The following is a 25575-nucleotide window of genomic DNA, read 5'->3' as shown; positions in this document are numbered from 1 at the left end:
GAGTCGTTTGCCATCTGAGTTATGTTTTTTTCGCTGGCTTTCCCCGAGTAATCCTCCCAAATAGTGTCTAAACCCCTTTTTTGTTCTTGGGTTTTGAAGTCGGGGTCGAAACGCTTGCACCACTTCTCAAAGCAGGGTGGCATAGCGGCTGGGGTGGTCTCTCTCATGGGGACACTCTCCACCTTAAATCCTTGTCAGTCAAGGGTTTTGCTTTTATTTTACCTTTTAAGTCCCGCTAGAAGAAAGCGAACCGGGGCGCGTGGATTGGGAAACGATGCTAATGGGACTCTGCACCCCCGCCAACTTACTCGATTTCGTGCGAAACTTCATCTTCTTCGACGAAACCACCCAACCCACCACAAAAATTCTGGCTCGCAACCACCAATATCTCGGTGTGAACCGCGCCTTTACTGCCGTGCGCGATCGCCTCGAACGTCCCAACCCCGACAAACTCGGCGTGTTCTGGCACACCCAAGGCAGCGGCAAATCTTACTCGATGGCGTTTCTCGGCGAAAAAGTCCACCGTCTTTTACCCGGTAGCTACACCTTCGTCATCGTTACCGATCGCGACGACCTGGACAACCAAATTTCCAGTACTTTTTCTAACCTCGGGGCGAACACCGACAAAACCCAAGCCACCAGCGGCGAACACCTCACCGAACTCTTACGCAAAAACCACCGCTACGTCTTCACGCTGATTCACAAGTTCAACCAGCCGGGAACCATCTACAGCCAGCGAGACGACATTATCGTCATTTGCGACGAAGCCCACCGCACCCAATACGGACTCCTCGCCGATAATATGCGGGCCGGACTGCCCAACGCCGCCTTCATCGCCTTTACGGGGACGCCGTTGATGAACTCCCCCGAAGACCAGAAAACCCGGCAAACCTTCGGAGACTACATTTCCACCTATAACTTCCAGCGGGCGATCGAAGACGGGGCGACGGTTCCCCTGTACTACGACAACCGAGGCGAAAAACTCACGTTCGAGTACGACGGTCGAGTTACATCGGTCTCCAACGACGAAGCCTTCAACCGCAAAATCGCCGAAGAACTGGAACGGTACGACCTCGACGCAGACGACGAAGCCAGTATCCGCCGCCGTCTGGGAAAAGATTACACCATCCTCACCGCCAAAGACCGACTCGATCGCATCGCCGAAGACCTCGTGGCTCACTATCTCGAACGCTGGCAAACGGGAAAAGCCATGCTCGTCTGCCTCGATAAAATTACCGCCGTCAGGATTCACGGCTTCATCGATAAATACTGGAAACAGGCGATCGATCGACAACGAAAACGGCTCAAACACGCCCGCGACGAGCAAGAAGCGACGGAAAAACGGGAGCATCTCGAGTGGCTGACCGAAACGGAATATCTGGTAGTGGTGAGCGAATCTCAAAACGAAGTCGCCACCTTTCGCGAGTGGGACATCGACATCGAACCCCACCGCAGGACGATTAAAACCCGAAAACTCGACACTGAATTTCGCGACCCCAAACACCCCTTTCGTCTGGCGATCGTCTGCGCCATGTGGCTGACAGGGTTCGACGTGAAGACCCTCTCGACGCTGTACATCGACAAACCCATGCAGGGACACAATCTCATGCAGGCGATCGCCCGCGCCAATCGCGTCGCTGAGGGCAAACGTAACGGCCTCCTCGTCGATTACAACGGCTTGCTGAAAAGCCTCCGAGCTGCCCTCTCCAAATACGCCCGAGGTGAAGCCCCAGTTTCAGAGGACGAGACGGACACCGAGGACACCAGCCTTTACCCCGATATCGAAACCGAACTCAAGCAATCCTACGAAAGTTAGATCGACAACTGCATCCAGCACGTCAAGCATCTCGGCTGCGACTTGCAACAGCTTATCGAGGCCGAGGGATTCGACAAACTCGCTCAACTCGACGAACACAATGACGGCTCGATTCTCAACGCCATTTGCAGCACTGACGAAAGCCGCGCCAAATTTAACGTCCTCGCCCGTCAGGTTTTCAACATCAAAACATCGCTCTCGGGCTATTCTCACATCGCCCGTCCTTACGACAAACCATATCGCGCGATCGATGCTATTTACAAGCAACTTCACCAACGCCGCGAAGCCAGTGCCGATCTCAATCGCGTTCTGTTCGAGTTGCAACGGTCGATCGGCGATTCGATTCGCGTCGAACGAGAACGAGACGCCGGGGCGGATTCGGGGCAACTCTACGATATTGGTTCCATCGATTGGGATTTACTGAAAACCGAATTCGATCGATCGCCCCGTAAAAACGTTAACGTCCAAGACCTGAAAACGGCGATCGAACATCAGCTCGATCGAATGCTGCAAGGCAACCGCAACCAAAAACGCCTCGACCTGTACGATCGCTACCAACAAATCGTCCTCGACTACAACCGCGAAACTGACCGAGTGGCGATCGAACAAACCTTCGAGGCTCTGATTGCCCTCGTCCGCGACATTTCCGAAGAAGACAGCCGCGCCGTTCGCGAAGGACTCGACGACGAATATCTCGCCATCTTCGATTTACTCTGCCAGGGGAAAGATCGCCTCAGCAAGCAATCGATCGCCCGCGTCAAAACCGTTGCCCGAGAACTGTTGGATATCGTGCGATCGCAGTTAGCTGAAATTGAAGGCTGGTCGCAAAAAGAGCAGACTCGGGCAAAAGTTTGCACGCTCGTTCGCAATCGTCTTTACGACGCAGAGACGGGTCTACCCGAGGATGATTACTGTGAAGAGGAGATCGATTGTTATACCGAGAAGATTTTTCGGTATATTCAAGAACAATACAGCGCAGCATAATGCTAGTTACACCCGCAATCACCACTGCCAAAACATCCACAGATACTCAGGCTCAACATCCGGTCAAAGCTTCAGACATTGCGATCGCCTCGAGCCAGTTTCTCCTTCATATAGCAGAATCATTTGAGTTGTGAACGCCCTCTGTAGTTGGGATTGCTGTGCTACAGTACTTTCAGATTACAGGATTTCACGAATCAGTTGGTCTGGCTATATCCCATCCCTATCTCAAAGTTTCTCTGAACTTTGCAAGAACCTCTCTGTGTCCTCTGTGTCTCTGTGGTGAAGGTGTTTTAAAACCAAGCTTATTGGAAAAGGACGGAGTATCAGCACATCACTACAGGCGCAATCAATTCTTCACCCCACCCAACACAGCGAATTTCCAGCCAAGGAAAAACTCCCCGTACCCAGACGGAGAGTTCTGTATTGCAAACAAGAGGAAGAGAAGTTTATCGCTTCTCGAACGACTGAACTTCCAAAACAGGCCCGATCGCGGCAAGCGTCATCACATCGTCGCGTACCGAACCGTTAACCTCTACCTTCAGGCCATCTTCGAGCAATTCCGGGGGCGCACCTCGATAAATTTCGTAAGTCGTCCCGTTGTCAGCTTCGATCGCCCAGGTTCCAGTACCCATCGCAACCCGTTTGACCGTTCCCGTTACCATCATCCTGTCACACCTCCAGGTCTCACTGCTAAACGAGCCAGCGCAACGCAGGCGAGGGCGTTCGCCGCCAGGAAGCCGCGAGCCACCCAACCGCTACCGAGCCACACCAACGCGGGATCGATCGCCGCACTCACCGCCAAACAACTGGCAACGCCCAGTGTCGTTCCAACGGCAAACCATTTCCAATCGCGATGTCCCAGCAGCAACAAGATTAACCCAGCCGGAATCAACACGCTGGCAAAAATGGGGTTGAGAGCCGGATTCCCTTGAATTGCCGTTCCTAACTCCGGTAACGAACTCCCCATGACCCGCAGCGGCCATTGGGGTAAATCGAACAGGTACAGACTCCGCAACACGAAGACGCCGGAACTGCCCATCACCAACCCCGTGGCTAGATTCCAGTTCCAACGGAAGGGGAAGTAATTCCGCAACAACCACGCCAAGAGATAGGAACCCACAACCATCGCAATTTTCGGCAACAGGGCGATCGTTCCGCCGTCTATCCAGAAGCGGGGGTTCAAATAGCCGTTATCGCGCAACCAGCGGAAGAAGTCGCGAAACGTCAGTTGACCGTTAACCGCCAGTTGCACGGCAGATTTCGCATCGAGATGTCCCGAGCCAAAATGGTTGAGGGTGTCGTCCTGTACCGGACGAGCCGATTCTTTGAGGATGCGAACCACGTCTTCGGCATCGTCAACGCCAGCCGCTTTAATCAACGCCGCAACCCCAGCCACGTGGGGAGATGCCATACTCGTACCTTGGAAGGCTAAGAAAGCGGGCGTTCCGTTTTGGGGGTCGATGGTATGTTGCAGGATACCGCCCGATTCGCCATTTTTCGTGTTGCCACCGGGGGCGGAGAGGTCTACCCCTGCACCGAAGTTGGAATAGGGGGCTTTGTCGCCAGAGGCGTCTACAGCAGAAACGCCCACAACGCGGGGATAGCGGGCGGGATATCCGGCAGAGTTTTGGTTGGCGTTTCCGGCAGCGGCCACGATAACGACACCTTTGTTATAGGCGTAGTCGATCGCCTCTTGCATCAGTTGACTTTCGCCGCTTCCGCCCAAGCTGAGGTTGATGACATCTGCGCCGTTATCGGCGGCGAATTTAATGGCTTCGGCAATGTCGCTGACGGTTCCGCCTCCTTGGGAACTGAGGACTTTCAGGGGCATCAGTTTGGCACCGTGGGCGATACCGGCGACGCCGAAGTTGTTGTTTGTCGATTGGGCGATGGTTCCGGCGACGTGGGTTCCGTGGCCGTTGTCGTCGTCGGCTCGTTCGCGATCGTTGACGAAGTCGTAACCGGGAAGGAGTTCGGTGGTTTCGAGATCGGGAACTTGGGTAATTCCGGTATCGATGACCGCTACAGTCACGTTTGCACCGTCGCTGTCGAGCCAAGCCCCTTCTACGTTAATCGCTTGCAGGTTCCACTGCTTGCTGTAGAGGGGATCGTTGGGGCGGTTGGGGGAGAGGGCGGCGTTATCCTCTGGGGTAGAGGTGGAACAGTCGCTGTCTCGGTACAGTTCCGGTTTCGGCAAGCCGTAGATATAGTTGGGTTCGATCGCTTCGACAAATTTGCCGAACTCTTTTCTGAGTTGGCGCAGCCTCTGGCGATCGCCCTCTACGATATAAACATTGTCTGTGCCGGAAAATTCGCTGTTGAGACGGGGTTGCAGGTCGTATTGGCTGCGAATCGCCTCGAGTTGCTGTTCGACTTGTGCCGGGGGAATGTCTTCACGAAAGTCGAGAACGATCGAGTCGTACGTGCCTTGGGCGGCGAGTCCTTGAAAGGTGGATAACGCCCACCCCAAGCCGAGGAGAAATAGAAACGTCAGTAAAAGCTTTTTCATAATCGGTTCGTCGTGTGTTCGGCAGAGCGCGATCTTGAGATTTGTTCCACGATAGCGCATTGCTGACGGGCGATCGATGGGAAGATAAACTGGAAGAGAAAGAGAAGTTGAAACGAAATTCTTCGATTGAGAGAGCAACAGCGAGTCAGATGTGCAAGTTTCAATCGTTGAGTTTGTAGGACGAACTGATTATGGAACGGGGTTTGATTTGGTTGCCCTTATTGGCGTTGTTTTTCGGCCTGGCTTGGGCGGGTTGGAACGAATTTCAGAAAGTGGAGGCGTATCGCAGTTGGGCCGAAGGATTCGATCGCGCCAAGTACGACATTTTGGCGGTATTGGGTCAAAAAGACCATCAAATCACCTGGGGGAAAGCCACCCGTCAGGGCATGGTGGACTTGCAAACGTTTTCTTTACAAGATGTTAAGGAGATTCGCCTGCTCGTTAACGGGGAAGCGATCGACGAAGAGAATTTACCCCGCAAGAGTAAATCTATTGCCTTGGAGTTCGTGTTTCCCGAGTGGCAACCGTCGGTGAACGTTCCGTTTACGGATGTGGAATTGGCGGCGAGGTGGTGTCGGGTGTTGCGATCGCTCGGGTAAGGAAACGAGGTGATGGAGAGATACGGTAATACGGTGGGAGCATCTAGTTAATGCAATGAGTAGAAATACGCATTGACAGAGGTTCGAGAATAGAGAGGAAAGCATTCCCCAGTCGTCAATGACCCCAGAAGAACGTCAAAAACAAGGTGATAAGAAAAACTTATTAAGTAAAGCAAGACAGAAAGCGCATTCGCATATTTTCAAAATTTATAAAGCCATAAGCTTGACGCTTTATCAGTTTAAGACGATTATTAATACCCTCCATAACACCATTGGTTGTTCGGCTCAAGAAATAATTACATATTGTGTTAAGATGTGTTAAGATGATTGCGAATTGTCTTGACAGCATCACCATAAATACTCTGTGCTTTACACAACCATTCTTTAAATTTATTTTTTCCGCTCTCTGGGTCTTGAGTTGTTTCATAAATTTCTCTAAAATCCTCTTTAAGCTGATAAGCTTTTCGTAAACGTTTTGACTGTTTTAAAACGGCCTCTAATTTTTCCAATTCCTCTTCTTTTTAATCTTTTTGGTTTTTCAGCAATAACCATTTTGCTCCTTTGATTTTGATTTTAAACTTCACCTGCTTTCGGATTTTATTTAGATTGTCATTCACCGCTTTCATAACGTGAAATCTATCGACGACAATTTGGGCATTGGGAAACACTTTTTCGATAAGCTTTGGAAATCCTCCGGGTACATCTCAAAAATGTAAATTCATCGAATTGGGCGCACTCAATTTCCAGATCTCCGGCATCTCCAAGATGCCGGAGATCTTATACCGGAAGTGCTAATCGGGAATTTTGCCACCCCAAACTGATGTTTTTGCACTCATTGAGATGCACCCGAAACAGATCGGCTGAAAACCCCATTCCGCAATGATTCATATTGAAAACGATCCGCAAACGAAGTCATACTGCTATATTATCACCTCAAACTCCGAAGACCCCTTTTTATCCCGATTTTGTCAAACAACTAATTTAGAATTGCTATAGTACTCAATTTTGCGGCTGTTGGGTTTCGGCTTCGCTCCATTCAACCTACCCCAGACTCATATTTTTACTGTTTTGCGGTACTTTGAGGTTCGAGATTTTACGACTCAGTTGAGTTTTCTATGGCAATCCTAGATGGTTTGCGGAAACAGATCGGCTGAAAACCCCATATCGTAACGATCTATCCTGAAAACAAGCCGCAAACGAAGTCGTACTGCTATATATAGCAACCCTAAATCAGTTGTGTAACAAAATTGAGACAAAAAGGGAATTGGAAACGGGGAACGGGGAACGGGGAATCAGATTTTTTCGAGTGTTTTAATTTTTGGCGATCCATTTGGGACTGCTATAGTACGATTCCAGATTACTCAATGAAGTTTTAGACTCAGGATTCCTGATAAGATTGTGAGAATTGGTGTCAGAGTTGCGATCGCTTATGCCAAAGGCTCACGTTATCGGTTTAGGAAAGTCAGGGGTTGCCGCTGCTCAGTTGTTGAAACGCAAGGGTTGGAGGGTGACGGCGAGCGATCGCGGAACCAGCGACAGCCTCCAACGCCAACAACAGCAACTCACCGAACAGGATATTCCCGTTAGCTTGGAAACGAGTTTCGATCCCGAGGCGAATACCGATTTAGCCTTACTCGTCGTCAGTCCCGGTGTTCCCTGGGATTTGCCCAATTTAGAGCGATCGCGGGAACTGGGGATCGAAACCATCGGCGAAATGGAATTGGCTTGGCGACATTTGCAAAGCTGTCCCTGGGTGGGAATTACGGGAACCAACGGGAAAACCACCACTACCGCCCTCACCGCCGCGATTTTCCAAGCCGCCGGACATAATACCCCCGCTTGTGGCAACATTGGAAACGCTGCCTGTGAGTTGGCGTTGAGTCAAGCCAACGGTGAGCCACCTCTCGATTGGATTGTTGCCGAAATCAGCAGCTATCAAATCGAGTCGTCCAACAGCATCACGCCTCGGATTGGGGTTTGGACGACGTTCACCGCCGATCACCTCAACCGCCACAAAACCCTCGAAAATTACTACAACATTAAAGCCAAACTCCTCAAGGCGTCGGAATTGCAAGTGTTCAACGGCGACGATCCCTATTTGCGAAGTGTGGCGTCGCAATGGCCGAATGCTTATTGGACGAGTACGACGAACGAGGCGGTGTTGAAACCCTTTGCGTACCTCGACGGCGATGCGGTGATGGTGGATGGTGAGAAAATTCTTTCGGTTTCGGCGTTGAAAATGCCCGGTTCCCACAACCGCCAAAATCTGTTAATGTCCGTGACAGCGGCTCGATTGGCGGGTATCGATGCCGAGGCGATCGCCCATGCTATTGCTACGTTTCCCGGCGTTCCCCACCGTTTGGAGGTGTTGGGAAGTCGCGACGGCGTGCAGTTCGTCAACGACAGCAAGGCGACGAATTACGATGCGGCGTTGGTGGGGTTGGCGTCGGTGGCGTCTCCTGCGGTGTTGATTGCGGGAGGGGAACCGAAGGAAGGGGACGCGATCGCTTGGTTGCACAAGATTCAGGAGAAAGCGGCGTTCGTGTTACTCATCGGCGAGGCAGCGTCGCTGTTTGCTCAGAAACTCGACAGCGTGGGATACTCGGATTACGAAATTGTGGAAACGATGGAACGGGCAGTGATGCGATCGCAGGAAATCGCCCCGAAATACGACGTCGCGACGGTGTTGTTGTCTCCGGCTTGTGCGAGTTTCGACCAGTTTCCGAATTTTGAGGTTCGGGGCGATCGCTTCCGCCAGTTGTGCCAGGAATTTTTGTGATTCTGTCTTTTTAAACTTTTATTATTCTACCGTGTCGAACTTCGCTTTTAACGCCAGTGGCTACCATCACGAAAAGTTCGACGGCTTAAATCGCTACACGGGCGAGATTTTGAGTTCGTTGTTCAACTCAAATGTCTCGAATTTTACGATTTATACGGCAGACAAGTTGTTAAATCGAAATTACGAAAATTTGGTTTCGAGAATTCCGTTTCAAAATATCGACAGAAATGATTTTAAACATAATTTAACTCGGTTAATTTGGCATCAAACCCTATTGCCGATTTCGTTGATTCAACGAAAAACTGATTTGTTTTACTCGCCCGTACCGGAAGGAATGTTATTTCCGGTTTGTCCGCAAATCGTTACAGTTCACGACCTTTTACCGATAGTTTTTCCCGATAGCTATCCGAGAGTAAAATATTATTTTCGATATATTTTGCCACGAATTTTAAAGAAATCGAAAGCGATCGTGACAACTTCTGACAATACAAAAAAAGACATTGAAAGTCAATTTAACATAACCAAAAAGCCAATTCACGTTATTTATCAAGGATATAAAAATAATGTTTTTAACATTAAACGCAGAAAGAGAGATACATTAATTCTTAATAAATATTATTTAAAACTCTTTATTCTGTGCGTTGGCGAAACTCGTCCCTATAAAAACATACGCCGTCTCATAGAAGCCTTTTCTCGTGTCAACGTGGAAAACCTCGAGTTGGCGATCGCAGGAAAACTCAACAAACTCGATCGCGAAATTATCGATTATCCCCGACACCTCGGAATTGGCGATCGCGTCAAATTTCTGGGCTTCGTTCCCGACGAGTCTCTGGCTGCGTTATATCGGAATGCGATCGCCTTTGCGTTTCCCTCCCTTTACGAAGGGTTCGGAATTCCACCTCTGGAGGCGATGGCGTGTGGATGTCCGATTGTGGCGTCTCACGCCGCCTCAATTCCCGAAGTTTGCGGCGATGCAGCCGAATATGTCGATCCGTGGAGTGTCGAGAGTATCGCGGCGGGAATTTACCGCGTCGCCACCGATTCTAATTTGCGATCGCACTTACGAGAACGGGGACTCGAACGGGTAAAATTGTTTGACAGCGATCGTATGTTTGAGGAAATACTCGGAGTTTTGAATCGATATTCAAAGTAAATCTTCATAGGTTGGGTGGAACATAGTGAAACCCAAAAACGATAAATTTAGGAATTTAATTTCGGGCTTAAGCCAAATTGTAAAATTTTAAATTTATCCGTCCCAAAACCACAAAAAACAATCCGGTTCGCTGTTGGGTTCCGTTTTTACACCCAACCTACAAAAATCGACCAAAAAACGAACCGATTGACTGTTGGGTTCCGCTTCTACACCTAACTTACAAATTAATCGACAACATTAAAAGGAAATCGCAACATTGCTCGTCAACCTTTCGTTTTTAATGGAGAAACCCACCGGAATTAGCACGTATGCGCTGAACGTGGTTCCTCATTTGCGAAATCTCGACCCTACCTTACTGGTAGCTCGTCCGTTTAACGAATCGCATTTTCCCGAATTCAAACATTATCCGATTCCCGCCGGACAAACTCCAGAACAAGGCATTCGCGGACATCTCAAACGGCTGTGGTGGACGCAGTTTGATTTACCTCGAATCGACCGAAAACTGAAGTCTAATTTCCTGTTTTCTCCCATCACCGAAGCCCCGTTAGGCTGGAAGGGACGCTATGCCGTAACCCTGTACGACGCAATTCCACTGCGGTTTCCCAAGCGGTTTTCGCCGATGACGCTCTATCACCGCTATTACGTTCCCCAGGTGTTGCAACAGGCAGAAACAGTTATTTGTATTTCCGAATCCACCGCCAACGATGCCATGAAGTTTTATGACGTTCCCGCTTCCAAATTGGTGTCGATTCCGTTGGGGTTCGATCGCACCCTCTACCGTTTTCTCGACCTTCCGACTCAAAACTATTTCCTCTACGTCGGTCGTCACGATCCCTATAAAAACCTACATCGCGCGATCGCAGCCTTTTCCCAACTTCCCAAATCCATCGATTGCGAATTTTGGATCGCCGGATCGTTCGATCGCCGCTACACGCCGCAGTTGCAAACTCAAGCCATCGAGTTGGGAGTCGGCGATCGCGTCAAATTTCTCGATTACGTCAAACGAGAGGATCTCCCCATTTTGACGAATCAAGCGATCGCTTTAGTATTTCCGTCTCTCTGGGAAGGATTCGGCTTACCCGTTCTCGAAGCCATGGCCTGTGGGTGTCCGGTTATCGCCTCCAACGTGGCTTCAATTCCAGAAGTTGCCGGAAATGCTGCAATTCTCATCGATCCTTATAATAGTGAAACGATCGCGACTGCTATGCATCAAGTCGTCATAGATAATACGATGCGATCGCACCTCCGACAAGCCGGACTCGAGCGATCGCATCAGTTTAGTTGGGATAAAACCGGGCCGAAAACTGCCCGAGTCTTACAACAATATTGTCGTCGAACGCTTTAGATCGACGACCTCATACAACTGTACATAGTCCAATAATACCTGTTAGATAAATAGCGAACCATGTTATCACTTCTCTTTCGACATCAAGTTGTTAAAAGACCGCTGTTTTATATTCTCCTACTGAGTTTCTTATTAAATCTTTATGCGATTTGGTGGGGATTGCCAAGTTTTTTAGGCTGGGCGATGGATGAAATTCTTCCCTATCAAGTTTGGGATGGCATATCCGAACGGTTTTCTAACGGTTGGCATTCTAAGTATGCTCCATTTCATTTTTACATACTTAGCATTCTATATATACCTATTTGGCTTTTATCAAAGCTGAAACTCTTAGACTTTTACGATCTTCCGGTTTATAACTTTTTATACTATGTCGGACGCTGTCTCAGCTTGGTAATGGGAACCACATCGATCTATATCACGTACTTATGTGGTCGAGAACTACTTTCCAAACGAGCAGCCCTCTTCTCATCGCTGATTGTGACTTTAACCGTCACGGTCATTTATTACTCGAAAACAGTCAACCTAGACATTCCTTATGTCTTTTGGTTTTGCTTATCTTTATTGTTTTACATCAAGATACTCAAACACCATCGACTCCGAGACTATATTCTCTTTGCGGCAACAGCTACGACCTCCGTTTGTACCAAAGACCAAGCCTATGGGTTATATATTTTAACCGTGTTGTTTATCGTATTCGAGCTGTACCAATATAAAAATCGACAACACCCTCGAGTTTCGGCTTGGAATCTCGTTTGCGATCGGCGAATCTATTTACCCATTGCGATCGGTGTTAGTTTGTTTGCGATATATCACAATTTCCTGTTTAACTGGGATGGATTTGTAAAACATCTCGACCTAATCCTTGGTGATGCGAGTTACAGTGGGGTAGAAATCAGCGAAGAAAACAAACATAATTGGATCGAACAGTTAAGATTGTTCCATCGTTTTTTAAAAGATTTAGTCGTATCGTTTGGGTTTCCCTTGTTTGCAGTCTGTCTTTCAGGTGTAGTTCTCGCTCTCCGAAACCCACGAAGAAACCAAATTTTATTAAGCACTTTAATTATTGTGATTTCATACTACATCTTTTTTTTAATGCCGATCGCATTTTGTCGAGAACGATTTTTAATTCCAGTTTGCATCGTCCTTTCCTTATTTGGCGGTAAGTCGATCGATGGAATTTTGAATGTTGTGTCAAATCCTCTGACTCAAATTTTAGTTTCTGCCCTATTTATCTACAGCTTTTTTTATGGATCGTCGATCGATCTACTCATGCATCAAGACTCGAGATATTACGTCGAAAACTGGATGCAACAGAATTTACAACCCGGCGATACTCTTACAATGTATGGCATCGAACGGTATTTACCGCGAGAAAACAAAATGGCAGACTTTGAAGTGACGGTCGATAAAACCTTTGAGTTTGAAGACCTCGTCCGAGAATCCCCTCAATACATTGTCACAACGAGTCTTATGAATTTAAACACTTATACGCCATCGTCTCCAAATTGGAGCTTTTTCGTCCAACTTTATGGCGATGATTCGGGCTACGAGACTATTTTAAAACACCAAACCAAACCGATTTGGAACCTACTGTATTTAGACGGCTACGAAGCAATAGAAAATCCGAGGTATCGAACGGGAAACCTGAACAAAATCAACCCTGAAATCACAATTTTAAAACGACGCGACGAGCTTTAGAGGTTTGAAGTACGACTTCAAGTCGGGTGCAACCGTGCTATTCTCCTGTTGAGTGTGTTCTGTGTGGAGTGACTTGAATATGGTGATGTCTCCGGCTGTTCGACAACTTAACGGCTCGGTAACGGTGCGATCGCCGTTTGCCCTGAGTCCCCTGTCGCTGCCTAAATCGCCCCTGTTCGGAACCGACGGTATCCGAGGTAAAGTCGGCGATTTACTCAACGCCCCCCTCGCCCTACAAGTAGGATTTTGGGCGGGACTCGCCCTCCGCGAACGCTACGGAACCGGGGCGATCGTCTTGGGACAAGATTCGCGCAACTCCAGCAGTATGCTGGCGGCAGCACTGTCAGCGGGATTAACCGCCGCCGGATTGGAAGTGTGGGATCTCGGCTTGTGTCCGACGCCTTGCGTTGCCTACCTCACCCACTGTTCCGAGGCTGTAGGTGGTGTTATGATTTCCGCCAGTCACAACCCCCCCGAAGACAACGGCATCAAATTCTTCGGGGCGGACGGCGTTAAACTCCCCAACGACGTACAACGCCAAATCGAAGACGGAATCCGCGGCCAACTGCACCCTCGCGAAATTGACAGTTGGGGGCATCACTACAACCGCCCCGAACTCGTCGGCGACTATCTCTCCTCGCTGCAAACTCCCCTCAACGGCGATCGCGACTTTTGCGGACTGCGCGTCGTCCTCGATTTAGCCTGGGGTGCCGCCAGTCAAGTCGCCCCCCAAGCCTTCCGCGAACTGGGTGCAGACGTCATTTGTCTCCACGATCGCCCCGACGGCGATCGCATCAACGTCAACTGCGGTTCGACACATCTGGAAGTTCTGCAAGCGGCGGTTCTCGACCACAACGCCGATTTGGGATTTGCCTTCGACGGCGACGCCGATCGCGTGTTGGCGGTGGACGGACGCGGACGCCCCATCGACGGCGACTATATCCTTTATCTGTGGGGTCAACACCTACAAAAGTCCCAGCAACTCCCCGAAAATCTCATTGTTTCCACCGTTATGGCGAACCTGGGATTTGAAAGAGCCTGGGAAAAACAAGGCGGAAAACTGCTGCGGACTCCGGTAGGCGATCGCTACGTTCATGCAGAAATGTGCCGAACCGGATCGATGTTAGGCGGCGAACAATCGGGTCACGTGATTTGCAGTCATTACGGCATCAGCGGCGACGGATTGATGACGGCGTTACACTTGGCGGCGTTAGTACGATGCAGCGGAACTTCGCTTTCGGAATTAGTCGATAATAGTTTCCAAACTTACCCGCAACTGTTGAAAAACGTGCGCGTGGAAGATCGCGAGTTGCGGACGAACTGGCAAAATTGCGATCCCTTACAACAGGCGATCGAGCAGGCGAAAACGGCAATGGGAGATCTCGGTCGCGTGTTAGTTCGTGCTTCGGGAACCGAACCGGTGGTTCGCGTGATGGTAGAAGCGGTTAACGCCGAACTGGCCGATCGCTGGGCGGAAAATTTAGTGTTTGCCGTTCGCCAGCATTTGGTGTAGTGGTAAGCTGAAACTTTGGAATCTGCTTGAAAATTTGGCTGTAAAACTCCCCCGTAGAGGAACGATCTGAAATGCTTTTACGGGGGGGAGCGATCGCTTCAAATCCAATCGTTCGATCGTCTTTTTATTATTTTTATGATATAATAATAAATTGTACTTTTTGAAATATCCACAGAATCGTCTCAGATCGGATTCAATCAGCAATGTCTTCGTTAACCTTCGCAGATATATTTTCCGGAATTGGCGGATTTCGACTTTCACTCGAACAAGCAGGATTGAAATGTCTGTATTCGTGTGAAGCAAACGAATCCTGTCGCCAAGTCTATTTTGAAAATTTTGGCGATTACCCCGATGGCGATATTTCTGAAGTGGACTTTAGCCAAATTTCCGATGTGAACGTCGTCACAGCGGGGTTTCCCTGTCAACCGTTCAGCATCTGCGGAAAGCGTCGCGGTTTTTCGGACGAACGAGGAACCATATTTTTCTATTTATGCGAATTTTTAAAACAGAAGCAACCCGAAGTCATTATTTTAGAAAATGTCAAACATTTGCTTCACGTTGCCAAAGGTTCAAATTTTAAAGTCATTTTAAATACGCTTCAAAGCTTGGGGTATCTCGTCACCTATAAATTACTAAACGCTAAAGATTTCGGACTTCCTCAAAATCGAGAGCGAGTTTTTATTGTCGGTTCTAAGTATAAAAAGTTCGATTTTTCTAAACTTCAAAAAATTGAACCCGTTCCCAATTTAAAAGATTTCTTAGACAACGAAGAAAATTTTGAGTATTTATCCCCCGACGAATACACTCTCATTGAAAATCCCAAAAAACAGGATTCAGGACTGATTTTCGTCGGATATCGAAATAAGAGTATTTGGAAAACGGGAATTCGTCCGAATACCGAGCATTTATCGCGAGTCCATCGCCAACCCAATCGAATTTACTCCGTTGACGGCGTTCATCCCACGCTTCCTTCACAGGAGTCTTCTGGACGATTTTTTATCTATTTACCCGAGAAAGATAGAGTTCGTAAATTGACATTGAAAGAATGCTATAAAATAATGGGTTTTCCGAAAGAGTTTAAAAAAAGCTCGGTTATCGGAGATGCTTATCGTCAAATTGGAAATTCCGTCGCGACAACGGTTGTACGAGAACTGATTCGTGAAGTAATAAATCAAAAGATTTTTAGTTCGAGTTCGAGGTATCAACCAGATGCGGTGGTTAAACAACCCTTACCCCCGGTGCAACTAACAATTCCTGGCTTGTAATCATGAACCACGCGCAAAAACTGAAAGAGTTATATTCAAAATCTATCGATCTCGAAGAGTCTCAGGTTACAAAATTAGAACGTGAATTACCTGAATATGTCCAAAAGCACATACGCACGATTGCTGAAAAATCACTATCTTTCAAAGGCGTTTATACGGTCTTAGTGACGCTTTTAGTTCATAAAATTTTAAACCCAAAGCAAGATATTCGATATCATCAAGAACAATTAGAGAATGGGTTTTCTGGGCGCACTATAGACACTAAGTATATTACACCCACTTTACGAGATTTAGAACTCCCAGCAATGGCAGAAACTGGCTGGTTGACTCGCTCCCTCGAGCAACCGTATCCTTACACTTTGAATTATGAAGGTAAAATTGGCGATAAAAAGGTTAAAAAGGCTTTTTTAAAACTCGTCTATTACGTTCAAATCATCGATCTCGATTGTGCTAATACTATATTAATGCTTTTACTCAAGCAGGTTAAAACAATAAGCGATAGCGCTAAAAATATCGAAATTTCGCCGTTAAAAAATCCCGAACGTTTGGATATTGACTCTCTCGTCGAAAGCCTTTCACTGCATTTCAACAGTACGTATGGCGTTCGCGGTGCGTCTAAGTTACCTGTCTTGGCATTTTATGCGATTTTCACTGTGTTGCTGCAACAGCTTGAGAGATATCATGACTGTAGTTTGAAAGATTTAGGAAGTCATACAGCCTCAGACTTAAAATCTAAGACAGCGGGAGATATTGAAATTTTGGATGCTGAGAAAAATTTGACAGAAGCTATTGAAATTAAACACAACAAACCGATCGACACCTCAGTGATCGCGATTGCTCGAGAGAAAATTTACAAATTCAATCCACGCCGCTATTGTATATTTTCTTCGCATGAAATTAATTATGAAAACATTAAAAATCAGACAAGAGAAATCGCCATAAAACACGGCTGTCAAGTTATTGTGAATGGAATAGTTCCCACTCTCAAATATTATCTAAGGCTTATTGCTTCCTTGGATGATTTTGTATCTCGATATTCTGATTTAGTACAAAAAGACAAAGAAATACAACTCATTCACAAACAAAAATGGCAGGAAATTATTGGCAAGTTAAATCGACTTTAAATCTCGGTCGATCCACCGATTTATACTTAATTCCCATCACATACCAGTCGATCGTTCAACTTTCACATTGACTCACACTACCCAAAAACGCACCCCAACCATGCTGAGAGACGAGGGAAACGCGCTCTCGAGAGGGTACTACCTCTCGACAGGTCGATCGATCTCCACAGTTGAAAAGTCAGTCAAAAACAGTGTGATGACACCTTTAGCCTTTATTATGGAGTTTGCGCGCAAAACGCGGAGACGCTAAAACGTTCTCCCCATCAGTTATCGCGCAGTGTGGGGCAAGACCCAGCCTAACCTTTCCACAACTCAACCCCTCTCCTACCGCCCGTATCGACGATCGAGCCGAGCCATGCCTATCTTAGAAGCCTTTATTTTTGCCACCGTCTTTTGCGGTTTTTTCGGCATCATTTGGAAACGGAACCTGATGATGAAAATCTTGGCGATGGATGTCATGAGTACAGGAGTCATCGCCTGGTACGTCTGGGTGGCAGCACGAGACGGTCTGTTAGCACCGATCGACACCGGAGGCGAAGCCGTTGACTACGCCGATCCCGTCCCGCAAGCGGTCATTCTGACGGCGATCGTCATTGGCTTTTCCATCCAAGCCCTAATTCTCGTGGGAGCGATGAAACTGTCGCGGGACACGCCCACCCTGGAGATTCGTGAAATCGAAAAAAATAACACGCCATGACTGCGATCTCCATTGCCTGGATTACTCTGCCGTTTTTAGTCGGCTTTAGCATTTACCTACTGCCACAGCTCTCTCGCTACCTGGCTGTGGCGGTATCCCTCGTATCCCTGGGCTACGGGATGCAGCAGGTGCTACGGTCGTCTCCGGTTACTTTACAACTCCTCGACAACTTCGGGGTGACACTGACGATCGATTCCCTCAGCGGTTTCTTTATCCTCACCAACGCCCTCGTAACACTGGCGGTTCTACTCTACTGCTGGGCTGGCGATCGACCGGCGTTCTTCTTCACCCAAATTATCCTCCTCCACGGAAGCGTCAACTCCGCTTTCATCTGCGCCGACTTCATCAGCCTGTACGTGGCCTTAGAAGTCATCGGCATTGCTGCCTTTCTCCTCATCACTTACCCCCGCAGCAATCGATCGATTTGGGTGGGGCTGCGCTACCTGTTCGTGAGCAACACCGCCATGCTGTTCTATCTCATTGGCGCGGCGATGGTCTATCAAACCCACCAATCCTTCGCCTTCACCGGACTCGCACAGGCCCCCACAGAAGCCCAAGCTCTGATCTTTGTCGGACTGCTCACCAAAGGAGGCGTCTTCGTCTCCGGGCTGTGGCTGCCCCTGACTCACTCAGAATCAGAAACCCCAGTCTCGGCAATGTTATCGGGAATCGGCGTCAAAGCCGGAGTCTTTCCCCTCGTCCGTTGCGCTTTGCTCGCCGAAGAAATCGATCCCCTCGTGCGGTTGTTTGGCGTCGGCGCTGCCTTGCTGGGCGTGGTCTACACCGTCTTAGAACAAGACACCAAGCGGATGCTGGCGTTTTCCACCGTGTCACAACTGGGCTTCGTTCTGGCCGCGCCCGAGGTGGCGGGATTTTACGCCCTCACCCACGGACTCGTCAAATCCGCACTCTTTCTCATTGCCGGAAACCTACCGAGCCGCAACCTCAAGACACTTCGGCTCGAACCGATCGCCACCCAAGTTTGGCTGCCCTTGGCCGTTGCCAGCTTTTCAATTTCGGGTTTTCCCCTGCTGTCTGGATTTGGAGCGAAAGTCCTGACCATGAAAAACCTTCTGCCCTGGCAAGTCGTCGCCATGAATCTAGCCGCCGTCGGAACGGCAATTTCTTTTGCCAAGTTCGTTTTTCTGCCCCACGACACTCAAGCCGAATCGAAGGCAAAACCGGGGTTTTGGCTGGCCGTTGGGTTGTTGGTGGCAGGGCTTTTCGTTGCCAACGGCGTGTATTACGAAGCGTACAACCCGACCAACATCATTAAACCCTTAGCCACGATCGCCCTCGGATGGCTGGCCTACGGGCTGGTATTTCGGCGAGTCCTGGTACAGCCCCCCCGCGTTCTCGAGGAATTCGAGCATCTAATCGGAGTCATGAGTTTAGTGGCGATCGCTCTCTTTTGGATGGTTCTCGCATGATTGGCTATCTAGATTTACTGCTGCGACTGACGATCTGGTTTTTACTCACCGCCGACCTCAGCCCGGCCAATATCTTCATTGGGGTGGCGGTGGCCTTCCTCTTACCGCGCAGCTCGACAAAACGGGCAGTCCTCAAAGACTGGCTTCACGTTCTTTGGGAAATTCTCCAGGCCATTCCCATCGCTTACCTCGAAGCCCTAGAAATGATCTTTCGTCCCCATCCCCAGGAAGTTCAGACTCGGGAACAGGTTAAGCCCAATCGCACCCTCGGGCTGATTTTTCTAGATATTTTTCTGATTACCTTTACGCCCAAGACCATTGTTTTGAAATACCAAGAAGACGGATGGTATAAAGTGCATTGGGTGCGTCGGCAGCGACGCGGAAACGGGAGAGTACAGGAGCGGGGAGGGCCTGAGACCCCATGATGAACGCCATCTTAATTACCATGATTTTGGCCTTGCTGCTTCCGATTTACGAAGCTTGGCAGGATGACAACATCTGGCAAAAAATGCTGGCTTTTGCCAGCATCGCAACGAAAACGTCGATCTTGATTTTGGTGGTTGCCGTCTTGCGGGACGACTGGACGATCGGCGTGGTGGGGGTATTGATTTTAAGTGTCGGTAATGCGGCGTTAATGTTGTTGGCTCACGTTCTCAGACGCTTAAACGAATTATGATAGATGCTTTGAGTTATGGATTGATGGGACTTGGCGTTGTCTTCTGGTTTTGGGGGACTTGGCCGCTTTTGGGACATCGATCGGTACTCTATAAACTCCATAGCCTCTCGGTCTCCGATACCTTGGGATCGATGGCGGTCATTGTCGGTCTACTGCTGAAAATTCCCAAGGAATGGCCGCTGTTGGTACTGGCGCTGATTTCTCTGGCCATCTGGAATACGGTGCTGGGCTACGTGCTGGCCTACTGTTCGACGGAGGGAGGAGGCAATGACTGAGGATTGGTACGTGGTGGCGATCGTCGCCTTGTTGCCGTTAACGGCGGGAATGTTGGTCACGCAGGTCAATCCCTACCACGCTCTGGTGATTCGCGGCATTTTAGGGGCTGTCGCTGCCCTCGTGTACGCTCTGTTTGGGGCGGCGGACGTGGCGCTGACGGAAGCTCTCGTCGGGACGATGCTCTCGATTACGCTGTATGCGATCGCGGTGCGCTCTTCTTTGATGATGCGCGTTGGGGTTCTGGCTCCCGAGACCATCTCAACGTCGGGTGAGGCTGAGATCGTCGCCGTCTCGGAGATCGATCGATCTCACCCAACGGCTCCAGTTCTCTCGGCACTGCGGCAATCTCTGGGAAAATATCATATGCGTCTCGAACTGGTGACTTACGCCAGTCCGCTGGCGTTACAAGCTGCTCTAACGACTAAAGACGTGCATACGATTTGGCTGACCTCGAAGGAGACCTTGAAGTCAGAACCGGCAGAGTCTCCGGCGTCAGATTCTGCGCCCGTTTACCAGCTTCAGACGCGAGTCCGGCGGCTCTACGAGATCTTACAGGGGCAACTCCCCCCTACGGCGGAGTTAGTTTATGTCAACCCCACTGACTCGAGCGGTTTGAAGAAGCCGCCGGAAATGGGAATGTCGGACGATTCAACGGAGACTTCATCATGAAGTGGGTTTATTTGGCTGCGGGGATCGCTCTGTGCTTGAAAATACTGTTTTTTCCCGATCCCGATCTCAACTTGACGGATGTTTCGATCGTTGAAACCATCGTGCAAGACAGCGGCGTCCCCAATGCGGTGTCGGGCATTATTTTTAGAAATCGCCTCTACGACACGATTTTTGAAGTGGTGGTCTTTACGTTGGCAATTTTAGGGGTGCGGTTTCTGCTGGCGGACGAACGCCCCACCTGTACGGTCTATCAATTTAACGACGGCCCGTCGATCGTGCTGGCCCGTCTGGGGGCGACGATTTCGGCTCTCATCAGCATCGAACTGGCGATTCGAGGACATCTCAGTCCCGGCGGTGGTTTTGCGGCTGGGGTGGCTGGCGGAACGGCGATCGGATTGGTGGCGATTACCTCTTCGCCTCAGTGGATGGAAGCGATTTACCAACGCTGGCACGCCGCGACGTGGGAGAAGATTTCGGTATTGGTGTTTATTGTGCTGGCCGGGTTGTCTTTGGTGGGGATAGAACCGCCCCACGGCGAGGTGGGAACCCTCATCAGCGGCGGTTGGATACCGATTTTGAATATTTTGGTAGCCATTAAGGTGGCGTTGGGCTCTTGGGCGGCCATTTTACTATTTATCCGCTATCGAGGACTGTTGTAGCGAGGTGAGGGGATGATGAGATGAGGAGAGAAAACAATTGAGAGTTGAGAGTTTCTCCCTTTCTCCCCCTCTTCCCCTCTCCCTCTCTTAACTGCGCCAAACTGTGGTATCGATACCGAGGGAATTGCCGAGTTCTAACAAGGCGCTCAGGGTGTCGGGAACGGCGGCGAAGTCCGGCTCGACAGCGGCTAACATCGGACACCAATTGCCTACGTGACCGTGCAACCAGTTGTAATACAATTCCTGAATGCGATCGAGAGACAAGCCCAATTGCAGTTTGTCAGACAGTCGAACGAGTTTGTCGATCTCAAGGACGCGATCGAGACCTCCGGCGAAATCGTCAGCGTGCAACACGTGCCATAGGGTTCGCCAAATCAACTGTTCGAGGGACTGTTTCGCCTCCGGTACGTTGAGGTGACAGCGCAAACTGACGGCTTCGGTGGCGATCGCCTCCAATTCCACCCAGTAGTCTTTTTTCAACGGGCGATCGGCCAAGCGTCCCACCTGCTGCACCAAACCGCGCACGGCTTCGAGACAGCGTTGGCTGAGGGCGATTTCTGCCGCCACTTGTAACTCGCGCGGTACGGGTAAATCGTTGCGCTGGAAGGCTTTCAACACGCCGTAGTTTTCCCGATACACCTGAGCGTAGAGGCGATCGAGCCGTTTGAGGGTTTCCCGTTCGATTTGATGGATCACCCGCTCTTCTTCTTCGGCGAACAAGTCGGACAAGCCGAAGGTTTTCCCGTCGAAGTAGTGATTCATCGTCAAGATGGTTTGCGCCGCACTCGTCGATTCCAACGCCTCGAACAACGCCTGGGATTTTTGACGGTATTCTAAGCGACCGGCAAACGGTTGAATGCAGCAGTGAAAATCTAAACTTCCCAGGTGCAACACCGCAAAGCTCAAATTCAGGGTTTCCCAGGTGATTTCTGAGGTCAGTTGCAGTTGACCCACCGCCAAGGTCAGAGTTCCCATGCGCTGGAGTTGGTAGTCCAGTTGTCGCGCCTGGTAGCAGTACACCCGCTGTTCGGGGTGGTAGGGCTGGAACAGGGAACTGATGGCGTAGTGGGCGGCGATTTGTTCGAGGCTGACTTGGGCGGGTTTGACGTTGTGAACGTATACCGCCGCCCCGTCTTTGAAGAAGGGAACGTTACTCGGGGCTTGGGCTAACCGCTGTACGAATTCCGGTTCGAGATCGCACCCCGTTACCTGTCCGGCCAGTTCGATCGCTCGTGCGGCGTACCGTAAAATCTGCGTCCCTTCAGGGCGGGACAGTTCCTCGAAAAACCAACCGCAACTGGTGTACATCAACAGGCTGTGTCGCTGCATTTCCAGCAGACGCAGGACGTCGATTTGTTCTTCGGCGTTGAGGGCGTGTCGTTGGTGACGGGACAGGAACGCGGCGACGTTTTCTTTCGAGCGATTTTTCAACACCCCGATGTACTCGTCCCGTGCGACCCAAGGATCGCGCAACAAGCGCCCTGCTTCTCGTTCGTAGAGGTCTACCAGGCGATCGCGCAGCCAATCGAGGCTGTCTCGCAGGGGGCGACGCCATTTCTGCTGAGTTCCGCCGCCGCCGCCACAGCCACAGTCGTCTCGCCAGCGCTCGACCCCGTGAGAACAACTCCAAGCGGTGACGGGTTTGAGTTCGCATTCCCACTGCGGCGGGTTTTGACTCAGGTAGTGGCCGTAATTCGTCACCGTCCAATCCCGGTTGGGGAATTCCTGGGTGAAGCTGTAAGCGATACATTTTTCGGTTCCGCCTTTATGGTGGCCGAAGGTTTCGCCATCGGTCGCAACCGAAATCAGTTGTGCGGGACGGCGATCGCCGTGAACGGCCATCCCCAACCGACCGGCTAGGGTGTTGGCGTTGGATAACAAGTCGTTAAAGCCGATGTCTCGAGAAATCGGCCCGTCGTAGAAAAAGATGTCGATGTAGGGACGGGTGGAATCGGGCTGTCCGTCTGCATTTTTTAGGTAGCAGCGATAGGGACGAGTCGGATCGATCTGTCCGCCGCCGACTTCGTGCCAATCGGGATCGGGAGTGTCTTCGTTCGGTAACACCCGACAGCGTTCGACTTGAGACGGGGCGAGAATCAGGAACTTAATGCCTTCGTCGATGAGGGCTTCGAGGGTCGGGTAATCGACGGCGGTTTCTGCCAGCCACATTCCTTCGGGATCTCGTCCGAAGTGGGATTTGAAGTCGGCTTTCCCCCAGCGAATTTGAGTGCGTTTGTCGCGATCGTTCGCCAGCGGAAGAATGATGTGGTTATAGACTTGGGCGATGGCGTTGCCGTGGCCGTCGAGGCGATCGCAACTGCGGCGATCGGCTTCGAGGATGCGTTCGTAGACTTCCAAGTCGTACCGCGCCAGCCAGTTCATCAAGGTCGGCCCGATGTTAAAGCTGAGATACTCGTAGTTGTTGACGATTTCGACCACTTCGCCGCGATCGTTGAGAACTCGGGCGAAGGCGTTGGGACGATAGCATTCGTAATGGATGCGTTCGTTCCAATCGTGAAAGGGACGAGCGCTCGGTTGGTGTTCGATCGCGTCGAGATAGGGGTTTTCTCGCGGCGGTTGGTAGAAATGTCCGTGGAGGGTGACGCACACCCCTTTAGCCGTAACGCGAGGTGCGATCGCTGGAGCGGACTGTCCCTCTGTTGCACCGATGGAGTTAGCTTTGGACGTGAAAGTCATGGGAATTCTCTTCGCTTCTTGCGTTAGTTTTTCGAGCGTTTCGTCACGTTCGCGATCGCCGTGTTTCGTCTTTCGAGATGCAAGGGATCGAGACGACGTAAAATGGCGTGCGATGGGGGTTAAAAGCGGACGAGACACCCACCTCAAATCTTTTGAAGTGTGTTCTCTGTAGCGCTCGAACGACTGAAAAAAACTTTCCTAAAACGCGACGCTGGACTTTAAGTGTATCGCAGTTTTAATTTGCTTTATTGTACCACTCTCATTCTTATTTTCAAATCTTGTAACGAACAATTGCGTTATTTTACAGTTCGTCAACGATCCTAGTTTTTGATGACAAACGATCCCGATCGAAGTCTTTAAAACGGTCAAAGTCAACTTAATTTCCGACCTCGCGGCGATCCCAGCGATCCCAACTTTCCGTCGAAGCGGGCGATCGCTTCCAGCAGAACGCCACCAGAATTCAAATCTCCCTTTATGCTGGACGGTGGTATTGCGATCCAACAGCACAACGAAACCCAATGTCCGTCAAAAACTTAATTTTTCTTGCATTGTTGGCGTTCGTCCCCATTTCGATCTCCGCTGAAGTCTTCGAGTGGGGGGACACCTGGATTTTCATCACCGCCGCCTGTGCGATCGTTCCCCTGGCCGCCTGGATGGGAGCCGCCACCGAAGAACTAGCCGTTGTCGTCGGCCCCACTGTTGGCGGACTGCTCAACGCCACTTTCGGCAACGCCACCGAACTGATTATCGCCCTGATTGCCCTGAGAGCCGGATCGATCGAAGTGGTCAAAGCCAGCATCACCGGCTCGATTCTCGGAAACCTGCTCCTTGTCATGGGACTGTCCATGTTCCTCGGGGGTCTGCGGTACAAAGAACAAACCTTTCAATCGGTCATGGCTCGCTTGAACGCCTCCGCCATGAACCTCGCCACCGTCGCGATTTTGATTCCCACCGCCGTCGTCATCACCTCCAACGGCATTACAGAACCCACCATTCGCCAACTCTCCAGTGCTGTAGCAGTGGTTCTCATCGTCGTCTACGGACTGACCCTGCTATTTTCCATGAAAACCCACGCCTACCTCTGCGACGTGGGAGAAGCCGAACTCGAAACCCATTCTGGCGAAGCGGGAGAAAGACCCAATCCCTGGCTGTGGTCGGGGGTTTTACTGGTTTGTACCCTCGCCGTCGCGTACGAGTCCGAGTTACTGGTCGATTCCTTAGAACCCGCCACCGAAAGCCTGGGATTGACCGCATTGTTTACCGGGGCGATTCTCGTACCGATTATCGGGAACGCCGCCGAACACGCCACAGCCGTTACTGTGGCTATGAAGAACAAAATGGATCTCTCGATGACCGTGGCCATGGGATCGAGTTTGCAAATCGCCTTATTCGTCGCTCCCGTATTGGTTTTAGCGGGTTGGGTTTTCGGTCAACCGATGGATTTAAACTTTAACCCGTTCGAGTTAGTCGCCGTCGTCGTCGCTGTAGCTTTAGCAAATTCCGTCAGTTCCGACGGGCGATCGGATTGGTTAGAAGGGGTATTACTCATCGCTACTTACGCCGTCGTCGGCTTAGCGTTCTTCTATCACCCGGTTTAATGGCAGGTGATGAGATAATGATGAGATGAGGGGATGATGAGAATCGGTAGGGTGCCGTGACGCGGCGAGAAAATGCGATCGAATTCAG

General features: G+C 50.1%; 22 protein-coding genes and 2 pseudogenes. 19 read left to right on the top strand and 5 right to left on the bottom strand.

Features of this window, described 5'->3' with window-relative positions; genetic code table 11:
• Positions 1–274 precede the first annotated feature (274 nt).
• Together GEI7105_RS33825 and GEI7105_RS33820 are read left to right on the top strand one after the other, a co-directional pair.
• Positions 275–1816 (top strand): type I restriction endonuclease subunit R, encoded by a 1542-nt coding sequence (locus tag GEI7105_RS33825; RefSeq protein ID WP_218959086.1) that lies wholly within the window; start codon positions 275–277, stop codon positions 1814–1816.
• Between the two features lie 42 nt (positions 1817–1858).
• Complete coding sequence (locus GEI7105_RS33820; RefSeq protein WP_017662585.1) at positions 1859–2800, top strand: type I restriction enzyme endonuclease domain-containing protein; 942 nt, start codon at positions 1859–1861, stop codon at positions 2798–2800.
• A 446-nt stretch (positions 2801–3246) separates the two neighbouring features.
• On the opposite strand, the gene GEI7105_RS0122080 is transcribed toward GEI7105_RS33820, so the two are convergent.
• Positions 3247–3462, bottom strand: coding sequence for a hypothetical protein (locus tag GEI7105_RS0122080; protein WP_017662584.1), 216 nt, complete (start codon positions 3460–3462; stop codon positions 3247–3249).
• Entirely contained in the window at positions 3462–5309 is a 1848-nt protein-coding gene (locus GEI7105_RS0122075) for a S8 family peptidase (protein ID WP_026097864.1), read from the bottom strand. Before GEI7105_RS0122075 ends, GEI7105_RS0122080 begins: the two co-directional genes overlap by 1 nt.
• 191 nt (positions 5310–5500) lie before the next feature.
• Between GEI7105_RS0122075 and GEI7105_RS0122065 the strand changes: the two genes are divergently transcribed.
• A complete protein-coding gene (locus tag GEI7105_RS0122065; protein ID WP_017662581.1) occupies positions 5501–5908 on the top strand; it encodes a hypothetical protein in 408 nt (135 codons plus the stop codon).
• 163 nt (positions 5909–6071) lie between these two features.
• Here the strand turns inward: GEI7105_RS0122065 and GEI7105_RS39130 are convergent, their stop codons facing one another.
• Positions 6072–6335: a transposase gene (locus GEI7105_RS39130; RefSeq protein WP_071592103.1), complete on the bottom strand. Its 264-nt coding sequence runs from the start codon at positions 6333–6335 to the stop codon at positions 6072–6074.
• Positions 6217–6588, bottom strand: a pseudogene (locus tag GEI7105_RS41095) (ISL3 family transposase); the annotation flags it as partial. The gene GEI7105_RS39130 and the pseudogene GEI7105_RS41095, both read right to left, overlap by 119 nt.
• A 749-nt stretch (positions 6589–7337) precedes the next feature.
• Between GEI7105_RS41095 and murD the strand changes: the two are divergent.
• The 15 genes and pseudogenes from murD (at position 7338) to GEI7105_RS0121990 (ending at position 21192) form a co-directional block, all read left to right on the top strand.
• Positions 7338–8687 (top strand): UDP-N-acetylmuramoyl-L-alanine--D-glutamate ligase, encoded by a 1350-nt coding sequence (gene murD / locus GEI7105_RS0122055; RefSeq protein WP_017662579.1) that lies wholly within the window; start codon positions 7338–7340, stop codon positions 8685–8687.
• A gap of 334 nt (positions 8688–9021) precedes the next feature.
• Positions 9022–9840, top strand: coding sequence for a glycosyltransferase family 4 protein (locus tag GEI7105_RS31870; RefSeq protein ID WP_245555487.1), 819 nt, complete (start codon positions 9022–9024; stop codon positions 9838–9840).
• Positions 9841–10120: 280 nt separating this feature from the next.
• Positions 10121–11185, top strand: a complete 1065-nt coding sequence (locus GEI7105_RS0122045; protein ID WP_017662577.1) for a glycosyltransferase family 4 protein — start codon at positions 10121–10123, stop codon at positions 11183–11185.
• 60 nt (positions 11186–11245) lie between these two features.
• Positions 11246–11872: pseudogene (locus GEI7105_RS41090) on the top strand (ArnT family glycosyltransferase); the annotation flags it as partial.
• 582 nt (positions 11873–12454) lie between these two features.
• Entirely contained in the window at positions 12455–12883 is a 429-nt protein-coding gene (locus tag GEI7105_RS40070) for a hypothetical protein (RefSeq protein WP_245555476.1), read from the top strand.
• Between the two features lie 85 nt (positions 12884–12968).
• A complete protein-coding gene (glmM, locus tag GEI7105_RS0122035) occupies positions 12969–14396 on the top strand; it encodes a phosphoglucosamine mutase (RefSeq protein WP_035493805.1) in 1428 nt (475 codons plus the stop codon).
• A 203-nt stretch (positions 14397–14599) separates the two neighbouring features.
• Positions 14600–15661, top strand: a complete 1062-nt coding sequence (locus tag GEI7105_RS39125; protein WP_026097862.1) for a DNA cytosine methyltransferase — start codon at positions 14600–14602, stop codon at positions 15659–15661.
• Positions 15662–15663: 2 nt separating this feature from the next.
• Positions 15664–16785 carry a hypothetical protein gene (locus GEI7105_RS39120; protein ID WP_026097861.1) on the top strand — a complete coding sequence of 374 codons (1122 nt, stop codon included), beginning with the start codon at positions 15664–15666 and terminating at the stop codon, positions 16783–16785.
• 361 nt (positions 16786–17146) lie between these two features.
• A complete protein-coding gene (locus GEI7105_RS0122020; RefSeq protein WP_026097860.1) occupies positions 17147–17482 on the top strand; it encodes an NADH-quinone oxidoreductase subunit K in 336 nt (111 codons plus the stop codon).
• On the top strand, positions 17479–18912 hold the full coding sequence (locus GEI7105_RS0122015; protein ID WP_017662573.1) for a cation:proton antiporter: 1434 nt from the start codon (positions 17479–17481) through the stop codon (positions 18910–18912). The genes GEI7105_RS0122020 and GEI7105_RS0122015 overlap by 4 nt, the downstream gene beginning before the upstream one ends.
• Positions 18909–19337 carry a Na+/H+ antiporter subunit E gene (locus GEI7105_RS0122010; protein ID WP_017662572.1) on the top strand — a complete coding sequence of 143 codons (429 nt, stop codon included), beginning with the start codon at positions 18909–18911 and terminating at the stop codon, positions 19335–19337. Before GEI7105_RS0122015 ends, GEI7105_RS0122010 begins: the two co-directional genes overlap by 4 nt.
• Positions 19337–19588: a hypothetical protein gene (locus GEI7105_RS0122005; RefSeq protein ID WP_017662571.1), complete on the top strand. Its 252-nt coding sequence runs from the start codon at positions 19337–19339 to the stop codon at positions 19586–19588. Before GEI7105_RS0122010 ends, GEI7105_RS0122005 begins: the two co-directional genes overlap by 1 nt.
• Entirely contained in the window at positions 19585–19863 is a 279-nt protein-coding gene (locus GEI7105_RS0122000; RefSeq protein WP_017662570.1) for a monovalent cation/H(+) antiporter subunit G, read from the top strand. The genes GEI7105_RS0122005 and GEI7105_RS0122000 overlap by 4 nt, the downstream gene beginning before the upstream one ends.
• Positions 19856–20533 carry a DUF4040 domain-containing protein gene (locus GEI7105_RS0121995; protein WP_017662569.1) on the top strand — a complete coding sequence of 226 codons (678 nt, stop codon included), beginning with the start codon at positions 19856–19858 and terminating at the stop codon, positions 20531–20533. Before GEI7105_RS0122000 ends, GEI7105_RS0121995 begins: the two co-directional genes overlap by 8 nt.
• Entirely contained in the window at positions 20530–21192 is a 663-nt protein-coding gene (locus GEI7105_RS0121990) for a Na(+)/H(+) antiporter subunit B (protein WP_017662568.1), read from the top strand. The genes GEI7105_RS0121995 and GEI7105_RS0121990 overlap by 4 nt, the downstream gene beginning before the upstream one ends.
• Positions 21193–21279: 87 nt before the next feature.
• Here the strand turns inward: GEI7105_RS0121990 and GEI7105_RS0121985 are convergent, their stop codons facing one another.
• Entirely contained in the window at positions 21280–23889 is a 2610-nt protein-coding gene (locus GEI7105_RS0121985) for a DUF3536 domain-containing protein (RefSeq protein WP_035493800.1), read from the bottom strand.
• Between the two features lie 518 nt (positions 23890–24407).
• Here GEI7105_RS0121985 and cax point away from each other — a divergent pair.
• On the top strand, positions 24408–25487 hold the full coding sequence (cax, locus tag GEI7105_RS0121980) for a calcium/proton exchanger (protein ID WP_017662566.1): 1080 nt from the start codon (positions 24408–24410) through the stop codon (positions 25485–25487).
• Positions 25488–25575: the final 88 nt, after the last annotated feature.

Source organism: Baaleninema simplex PCC 7105, from assembly GCF_000332355.1.
Lineage (GTDB): Bacteria > Cyanobacteriota > Cyanobacteriia > Cyanobacteriales > Geitlerinemataceae > Baaleninema > Baaleninema simplex.
The sequence above is the reverse complement of the archived record's forward strand: the minus strand, read 5'-3'. Positions and strand labels throughout refer to the sequence as shown.

Excerpts from the sequence above, each read along its gene's own strand:
- GEI7105_RS39125 (WP_026097862.1), top strand. The coding sequence starts at position 14,600 with ATGTCTTCGTTAACCTTCGCAGATATATTTTCCGGAATTGGCGGATTT.
- murD (WP_017662579.1), top strand. The coding sequence starts at position 7,338 with ATGCCAAAGGCTCACGTTATCGGTTTAGGAAAGTCAGGGGTTGCCGCT.
- cax (WP_017662566.1), top strand. The coding sequence starts at position 24,408 with ATGTCCGTCAAAAACTTAATTTTTCTTGCATTGTTGGCGTTCGTCCCC.
- glmM (WP_035493805.1), top strand. The coding sequence starts at position 12,969 with ATGTCTCCGGCTGTTCGACAACTTAACGGCTCGGTAACGGTGCGATCG.
- GEI7105_RS0122005 (WP_017662571.1), top strand. The coding sequence starts at position 19,337 with ATGAACGCCATCTTAATTACCATGATTTTGGCCTTGCTGCTTCCGATT.
- GEI7105_RS0122080 (WP_017662584.1), bottom strand. The coding sequence starts at position 3,462 with ATGGTAACGGGAACGGTCAAACGGGTTGCGATGGGTACTGGAACCTGG.
- GEI7105_RS0122075 (WP_026097864.1), bottom strand. The coding sequence starts at position 5,309 with ATGAAAAAGCTTTTACTGACGTTTCTATTTCTCCTCGGCTTGGGGTGG.
- GEI7105_RS0122000 (WP_017662570.1), top strand. The coding sequence starts at position 19,585 with ATGATAGATGCTTTGAGTTATGGATTGATGGGACTTGGCGTTGTCTTC.
- GEI7105_RS0122065 (WP_017662581.1), top strand. The coding sequence starts at position 5,501 with ATGGAACGGGGTTTGATTTGGTTGCCCTTATTGGCGTTGTTTTTCGGC.
- GEI7105_RS40070 (WP_245555476.1), top strand. The coding sequence starts at position 12,455 with ATGCATCAAGACTCGAGATATTACGTCGAAAACTGGATGCAACAGAAT.
- GEI7105_RS33825 (WP_218959086.1), top strand. The coding sequence starts at position 275 with ATGCTAATGGGACTCTGCACCCCCGCCAACTTACTCGATTTCGTGCGA.
- GEI7105_RS0122010 (WP_017662572.1), top strand. The coding sequence starts at position 18,909 with ATGATTGGCTATCTAGATTTACTGCTGCGACTGACGATCTGGTTTTTA.
- GEI7105_RS0121990 (WP_017662568.1), top strand. The coding sequence starts at position 20,530 with ATGAAGTGGGTTTATTTGGCTGCGGGGATCGCTCTGTGCTTGAAAATA.
- GEI7105_RS0121995 (WP_017662569.1), top strand. The coding sequence starts at position 19,856 with ATGACTGAGGATTGGTACGTGGTGGCGATCGTCGCCTTGTTGCCGTTA.
- GEI7105_RS0122015 (WP_017662573.1), top strand. The coding sequence starts at position 17,479 with ATGACTGCGATCTCCATTGCCTGGATTACTCTGCCGTTTTTAGTCGGC.
- GEI7105_RS39120 (WP_026097861.1), top strand. The coding sequence starts at position 15,664 with ATGAACCACGCGCAAAAACTGAAAGAGTTATATTCAAAATCTATCGAT.
- GEI7105_RS0122045 (WP_017662577.1), top strand. The coding sequence starts at position 10,121 with ATGGAGAAACCCACCGGAATTAGCACGTATGCGCTGAACGTGGTTCCT.
- GEI7105_RS39130 (WP_071592103.1), bottom strand. The coding sequence starts at position 6,335 with ATGAAACAACTCAAGACCCAGAGAGCGGAAAAAATAAATTTAAAGAAT.
- GEI7105_RS31870 (WP_245555487.1), top strand. The coding sequence starts at position 9,022 with ATGTTATTTCCGGTTTGTCCGCAAATCGTTACAGTTCACGACCTTTTA.
- GEI7105_RS0121985 (WP_035493800.1), bottom strand. The coding sequence starts at position 23,889 with ATGACTTTCACGTCCAAAGCTAACTCCATCGGTGCAACAGAGGGACAG.